Here is a 6,628-nt window from a genome sequence, read left to right on the forward strand (position 1 = left end):
TAGATAGTCTAGATGGAAGCTCATAACGGTAAATGTATTATTAGGTACATTTTACACCATAAACTCAGGAGAGCCGAATCAACTCTGGATAGGAACCCAACAACTCATCGCCACTCAAACTATCCGTTTCCTCCTGCGGACTCCAAATCAACTCAAAAATCAGCAAATTCTCGGCAGGAGTCGCCGCCGATTTCTCTAACGCTATTTTCAATTTTCCAATATCTAGAATGTCTCCAAACAGCGGTCTGACCTCCTCGGTTCCTATCAAAAACGTCACTACAATATACTCTCCAGGTTCTGAATTTGCCACACTGACAGACTGTCTGTGGCAGATGTCGCCGTTAACAAAACTCTGAGTTTCTACACTTAACTTGCTGCGTTCTTGAAGCGAGAGTTGATTGAATATTTGCGCCGCTTCCTCCCGACTCGCAAATATCTGGGAACTCGCGCAAACGTGAGTCCAATTTTCGCGTACACGTAAAACAATTAAAACAGATTCTAGCAAAAATTCTGCCCTGTCTGTTGCACTTTCTACATCACAACTTAAAGTCAATTCGGTTAGCTGACTTTGAACTCCTGGGCAAGAGCCAACTAACATTGCAACTTGCAACTTGCTGACCGCAAAAATAGGTTTTTTATTTTGAGCTCTCGACTGGGGCCGATAATAGTAAATACAGTAAGCGATTAACGCTACACCCCCTGCCGAAAAAAACAGCCAAAACCAAAACAATTTCCAATCCTCAGATGATGGGGAATTCGGAGCGTTGTCAGAGGTGTTTTCAGTGGGAATTGGTGCTGGATTAATTACTGGCTGTTGATTATAATCAGTATTTTGCTGACTGTTACCGGAATTGTCTGAAGAGGGCGTTCCGAGTTGGCGATCGCCCGAATTATCACTGGTGATTGGCGTTGGATTAACTGCTGGCTCGGGATTAGAACCAGTATTTGGCTGACTGTTAGGAGGATTGTAAGGAACTGCATAACTCGGAGCGGAATTATAGGTGCGCTGCTGAATAATTACAGTTCTTTTATTTCCATATTGTTGGGGAAGTGGAGGGTTAGGTACGGCGACAGGTGCAGGTGAACCCGGCTTTTCAAAAGAGCCACTGCGAACTCTTCCCCCAGTGTTTCCACTGTTGCTGGGACGGCTGGGAATGGAACTAGAAGAAGTGCCAGACGAGCTGTTTCTAGAAGGACTAGAAGAAGTGCCAGACGAGCTGTTGCTAGAAGAACTAGAACGGCTAGGCGAGGTACTGCTAGAGCGGCTGGAACTGGAACTGGAACTAGAAGAAGACGATCGCCCGCCACTACTTCCGCCACTGCTGCGGGCAAAAGCTTCCCGGTTAATATGTAACCATTTGCCGCTGCTCCCAGGAGTTAAATTGACAGTAACTTCAGTGGCGAGCAAAAAGGCGATCGCCGTACAGCACAAAAGTTGATTTTTTAACATAAGTTTCTCTGCTAAAAATAGGATGCTCAACCCCGACTGTTAAAAGTCAAGAGTTAACTAATCCGCTAGCAAGTCCGGTCGCCTTTGGCGCGTTCTTTCAATTTGCTGTTGCTTGCGCCAGCGAGCAATTTCTGCGTGATTACCAGACAGCAACACGTCGGGCACCTTCAATCCCCGAAAATCCGCCGGTCGAGTGTACTGCGGATAATCCAAAAGTCCGTCCTCAAAACTCTCAAACTTTAGGGAATCTTCCTTCGCCACAGTTCCTCGCAGCAATCGCAAAACTCCATTTATCAAAGCCAAAGCCGGAATTTCGCCCCCCGTGAGCACAAAATCTCCCAAAGATACCTCGCGAGTGACCAAATGCAGGACTCGATCGTCCACACCCTCATAATGACCGCAAATCAACACCAACTGATCGCGATCGACGGCCAACTCCCGAAACATCGCCTGCTGCATCGGTTCCCCCTGGGGAGTCAGCAAAATCACCTCCCGCCGCGGCAAAACCGGCAGCGACTCCACCGCAGCAAAAATCGGTTCCGGCTTCATCAGCATCCCCACTCCGCCCCCGTAAGGCTCATCATCGACTCGCTGGTGTTTGTCTGTGGTAAAATCGCGGGGATTGACAAAATTCACCTCAGCAATCTTTTTAGCTAAGGCTTTGCCCATCAGTCCCGACTCCAGGGGAGCCCGGAAAAATTCTGGAAATAAGGTAACTACGTCAAAGCGCACAATAATTGGAATTTATTGATACATCACCTCTAGTTTGACCTTTAGAGGGAGTTCAGTTTTCAGTAATTGCTTTATTCTTTATAATTTCTTATAATTTCGGAAAATTTTGGCAAGTTAAATTCTCTTCCTGTGTCGGCGGGCCGGTTTTGTACAAAAATAATCTGTTTTTCATGACAGCGACTGCAAGCAAACTCGCCACCAAACAACTGCGAAATTGCGCGATCGGCGATTCCCTACGGGATAGCTACGCCGCGCGTACCTCACTCGCACCAACAAAAATTTATTCTTAAAAAGCCCTATTCTACCCACAGCAACGGCAAAATTGAATTTCACATCCAACAGAGGAAGACACACCATGCAGCAGTTGACATCTCAAGCCATTGAACACAATATTCCCCAGCGCACAAAAACCTCGATTATGGTCATCGGGGGAGCCGAAGACAAAGTTCACGGGCGAGAGATTCTGAACACCTTTTTTTGCCGTGCCGGGGGTGCAAACGCTCGGCTGGCGATCGTTCCGTGCGCTTCGCGAGATCCCGAAGGAATTAGCAACCGCTACCGCACAATATTTGACGAAATGGGCGTTAGCGCCGTCAAAGTAGTGGACATCCGCGAACGCGAACAAGCCGAAAACCCCGTCTGGAAAGATTACTTAGAAGATTGTACGGGCGTATTCATCACAGGCGGCGACCAACTGAGGCTCTGTGGGCTGCTGGCGGACACCCCGCTGATGGAGAAAATTCGCAAAGAAACTCTCGAAGGCAAGATTACTCTCGCCGGCACCAGCGCGGGTGCTGCGGTGATGGGATATCACATGATTGCAGGTGGCGGGAGTGGCGCGTCACCGAACCGCTCTTTAGTGGACATGGCAAACGGACTTAACATTATTCCTGAGATCATCGTAGACCAGCATTTTCACAACCGCAACCGCATGGCTCGCTTGCTGTCGGCTGTGGCTTGTCATCCCGATCGCATCGCTATTGGTATTGATGAAGACACCTGCGCCTTGTTTGAGGGAGACGATACTATGAAAATTCTCGGTAAAGGCACTGTGACTATTGTTGATTCTAGGGAAAATTTTTATACCAACGAGTCTCAAGTAGGAGCGACAGAACCCTTAAGTCTGTTCAATATGCGCTTGCACGTTCTGTGTCACGGAGATTGCTACAATATGCCCCTAGGCAAACCAATGCCATCAGGAGCGTGTTCCGAGTCTGGTTGGCCCCCCGAATGCCGCACAACCAACTAACGTAGAACATCTTTTGTCATTGATTCGGCAGAAATTAAGCCGCATTCCGGCCGAATCATGGATTCAACAATAGAATAGATTCCGAAGCAGCCACGGGCTGACCCCAAGATGCCGAACCACAGAAAATTCTAACTTCGGGCTTTGAGTTTTTGCTAGCCAGGTATCTGTACTTGTTTTTAGCCGATCGTAGGGGCATGAATTTTCAATTGGGTAGCCCATAACTGGAAATTCACTCTCAAACTGTTCGCAGCGAACAGTCGATCGAGCAATCTAGATCGAAATTGAATAAATGCTCCAATTATCTATAAGATTTCGCGCCCCATACCCCTCTAACTGCCATGAAAATACTTAAAATCCAGACCTTACGCGGCCCCAACTACTGGAGCATCCGACGCCAGAAACTCGTCCTCATGCGTCTGGATTTAGAGGAGTGGGCAGATAAAACCACATCGGAAATTCCTGGCTTCTATGAAGGGTTGATCGCCGCACTTCCGAGTTTGAACGACCATCACTGTTCTCCAGGCCATCAGGGAGGATTCCTGCAACGGGTCAGAGAAGGGACAATGATGGGACACGTAATCGAACACGTCGCCCTAGAACTTCAGGAAATGGCAGGAATGCCGGTCGGGTTCGGTCGCACCCGCGAAACTGCGACCCCAGGCATTTACCAAGTAGTAATCGAGTATCAAAACGAACAAGCAGGTCGCTATGCCGCCCGGGCGGGCGTGCGGATGTGCCAAAGGATTGCCGATACTGGCACTTATCCAGCAGCGGAATTAGCGCAAGATTTGAGAGACCTCAGAGAGTTTGCTTTGTCGGCAGCCCTCGGGCCGAGTACCGAAACCCTGATCAAGGAAGCAGAAGCGCGCGGGATTCCCTGGCTGCCCTTGAGCGCTCGGTTTATGATTCAACTCGGCTACGGAGTTCACCAAAAGCGGATTCAGGCAACTCTGAGCAACCGCACGGGAGTTTTGGGGGTAGAACTAGCCTGCGACAAGGAAGGTACCAAAAATATCCTCGGTGCTGCTGGGGTACCGGTTCCGAGAGGGACGGTGATTAATTATTTGGATGAACTGCGCGGGGCGATCGAAGATGTGGGCGGTTATCCGATCGTCCTCAAACCTCTAGACGGCAACCACGGCCGCGGGATTACGATCGACATCAACTCCTGGGAAGTCGCAGAAGAAGCCTACGACTTAGCCAGCGCCGCCTCAAAAACAAAAAGCATCATTGTCGAGCGCTACTACACTGGCCGCGACCACAGAGTGTTAGTAGTCAACGGACAAGTCGTAGCAGTCGCAGAACGAGTCCCCGCTAACGTCGTGGGTAACGGCAAGTCTACAGTAGAACAGCTTATTGAAGAAGTAAACCGCGACCCGCAGCGAGGAGACGGACACGACAACGTGCTCACCCGGATCACGATCGACAAATTGTGCCTGGATTTGCTGCAAAAACAAGGATACGCGATGGACTCCGTAGTGCCCCTCGGCGAAAGAGTATTTTTGCGCGCGACAGCAAACTTGAGTACCGGTGGAATTGCAGTCGATCGCACCGACGAAATTCACCCGGAAAACGTCTGGCTGTTTTCCAGAGTCGCCAAAATTATCGGTTTGGACATCGCCGGCATTGACGTAGTAACTCCCGACATCTCCCAACCCCTGCGCGATGTCAACGGCGTCATCGTCGAAGTCAACGCAGCACCGGGTTTCAGAATGCACGTCGCCCCGAGTCAAGGTTTACCCCGCAACGTCGCGGGCGCAGTCTTCGATATGCTTTTCCCCTCGCCTCAACCCAGCCGAGTGCCGATTTTAGCGGTAACGGGAACCAACGGCAAAACGACAACCACTCGCCTGCTTGCCCACATTGTTAAGCAGACCGGTCAGATTACTGGCTACACGACTACCGACGGCACTTACATCGGCGATTATTTGGTCGAAAGCGGAGACAATACCGGGCCACAGAGTGCTCAGTTGATTTTGTCTGACCCGACGGTGGAAGTGGCGGTGCTGGAAACGGCTAGAGGCGGAATTTTGCGATCGGGCTTGGGCTTCGATCAGTGCGATGTCGGCGTCGTCTTGAACGTCGCGGCCGATCACTTGGGAATTGGCGACATCGACACCGTGGAACAATTAGCCAAACTCAAGAGCGTCCTCGTCGAGTCGGTAATGCCCAAAGGCTATGCAGTTTTAAATGCAGACGACCCGTTGGTATCAAAAATGGCGCCGCGTGTCAAGGCTCAAATTGCATATTTTTCGATGAACCCGGACAACGAACTGGTTGCTAAACACACCGCTGCGGGCGGGCTGGCAGCGATTTACGAAAATGGGTATTTGTCGATCTTGAAAAGCGATTGGACACTGAGAATTGAGCAGGCTGTGAACGTGCCCCTGACGATGGGCGGGCGGGCGCCGTTTATGATTGCTAATGCTTTAGCAGCTTGTTTGGCGGCTTTTGCCCAAGGAGTGAAAATAGAAGATATTCGATCGGCTTTGTCAAGCTTCCAAGCATCCGTCGGTCAAACTCCCGGACGGATGAATTTGTTTAAATTGGGCAACTATCACGCTTTACTCGACTACGCCCACAACCCCCACAGCTACAAAGCTTTGGGCAGTTTTGTGCAGAATTGGCCGGGACGGCGGATCGGGGTAGTCGGCGCCCCGGGCGATCGGCGAGATGAAGATTTTGTCACGCTGGGCCAACTTTCGGCCGAGATGTTCGATCGTATTATTGTCAAAGAAGATATTGACAGGCGCGGGCGAGAGCCCGGTGTTGTGGCAAAGTTAATTTGCCAGGGGATTGCAGAGGCAATTTCTGCAGGAACCGCAAAGAAATCTCAAGTTGAATACGAGTTGATTCTCGACGAAACAACGGCCGTTAACAAGGCTTTAGATGAGGCGCCGGCGGGCAGTTTGGTAGTGATTTTACCTGAAAGTGTCAACAAAGCTTTGACTTTAATTGAGACGCGGAAACCGATTAAGGAATCTGTGGAAGTGCAAAATGGTTTAGATCGATCGAAGTCACAGGAAAGTTTAAAACCGACTGTGGTGAATCAAGGCTAAACTCTGAAGTTTGATTTCATTACATTATTAATAGGTTGGGTTAACGAAAGGAAACCCAACCTTTTTGGGCTCTTCAGAACTTATGGTGATAACTTTATCTAATAAAAGATAGACTCGTGCATAAGACTAGAAGCTGAA

Annotated in this window: 4 protein-coding genes; 2 read left to right on the forward strand and 2 right to left on the reverse strand. The window is 49.7% G+C overall.

All coding sequences use genetic code 11. The features are described 5' to 3' along the window. Positions 1–64: 64 nt before the first annotated feature. Positions 65–1,450, reverse strand: a complete 1,386-nt coding sequence (locus QUA40_RS26960) for a DUF1517 domain-containing protein (RefSeq protein ID WP_333131567.1) — start codon at positions 1,448–1,450, stop codon at positions 65–67. Between the two features lie 57 nt (positions 1,451–1,507). Continuing rightward, positions 1,508–2,182, reverse strand: a complete 675-nt coding sequence (trmD, locus tag QUA40_RS26965) for a tRNA (guanosine(37)-N1)-methyltransferase TrmD (RefSeq protein ID WP_333131569.1) — start codon at positions 2,180–2,182, stop codon at positions 1,508–1,510. Positions 2,183–2,537: 355 nt separating this feature from the next. Here trmD and QUA40_RS26970 point away from each other — a divergent pair, with 355 nt between their 5' ends. Both QUA40_RS26970 and cphA read left to right on the forward strand, forming a co-directional pair. Beyond that, positions 2,538–3,431 (forward strand): cyanophycinase, encoded by an 894-nt coding sequence (locus QUA40_RS26970; protein WP_333131571.1) that lies wholly within the window; start codon positions 2,538–2,540, stop codon positions 3,429–3,431. Between the two features lie 338 nt (positions 3,432–3,769). Further along, a complete protein-coding gene (cphA, locus tag QUA40_RS26975) occupies positions 3,770–6,490 on the forward strand; it encodes a cyanophycin synthetase (protein ID WP_333131573.1) in 2,721 nt (906 codons plus the stop codon). The last annotated feature ends 138 nt before the right edge of the window (positions 6,491–6,628 follow it).

This window comes from Microcoleus sp. Pol11C3 (genome assembly GCF_036701485.1).
Lineage (GTDB): Bacteria > Cyanobacteriota > Cyanobacteriia > Cyanobacteriales > Microcoleaceae > Microcoleus.

What these genes read in the sequence shown, in the direction of transcription:
- QUA40_RS26960 (WP_333131567.1), bottom strand. Translation starts at nt 1,450, where the DNA reads ATGTTAAAAAATCAACTTTTGTGCTGTACGGCGATCGCCTTTTTGCTC.
- QUA40_RS26970 (WP_333131571.1), top strand. Translation starts at nt 2,538, where the DNA reads ATGCAGCAGTTGACATCTCAAGCCATTGAACACAATATTCCCCAGCGC.
- cphA (WP_333131573.1), top strand. Translation starts at nt 3,770, where the DNA reads ATGAAAATACTTAAAATCCAGACCTTACGCGGCCCCAACTACTGGAGC.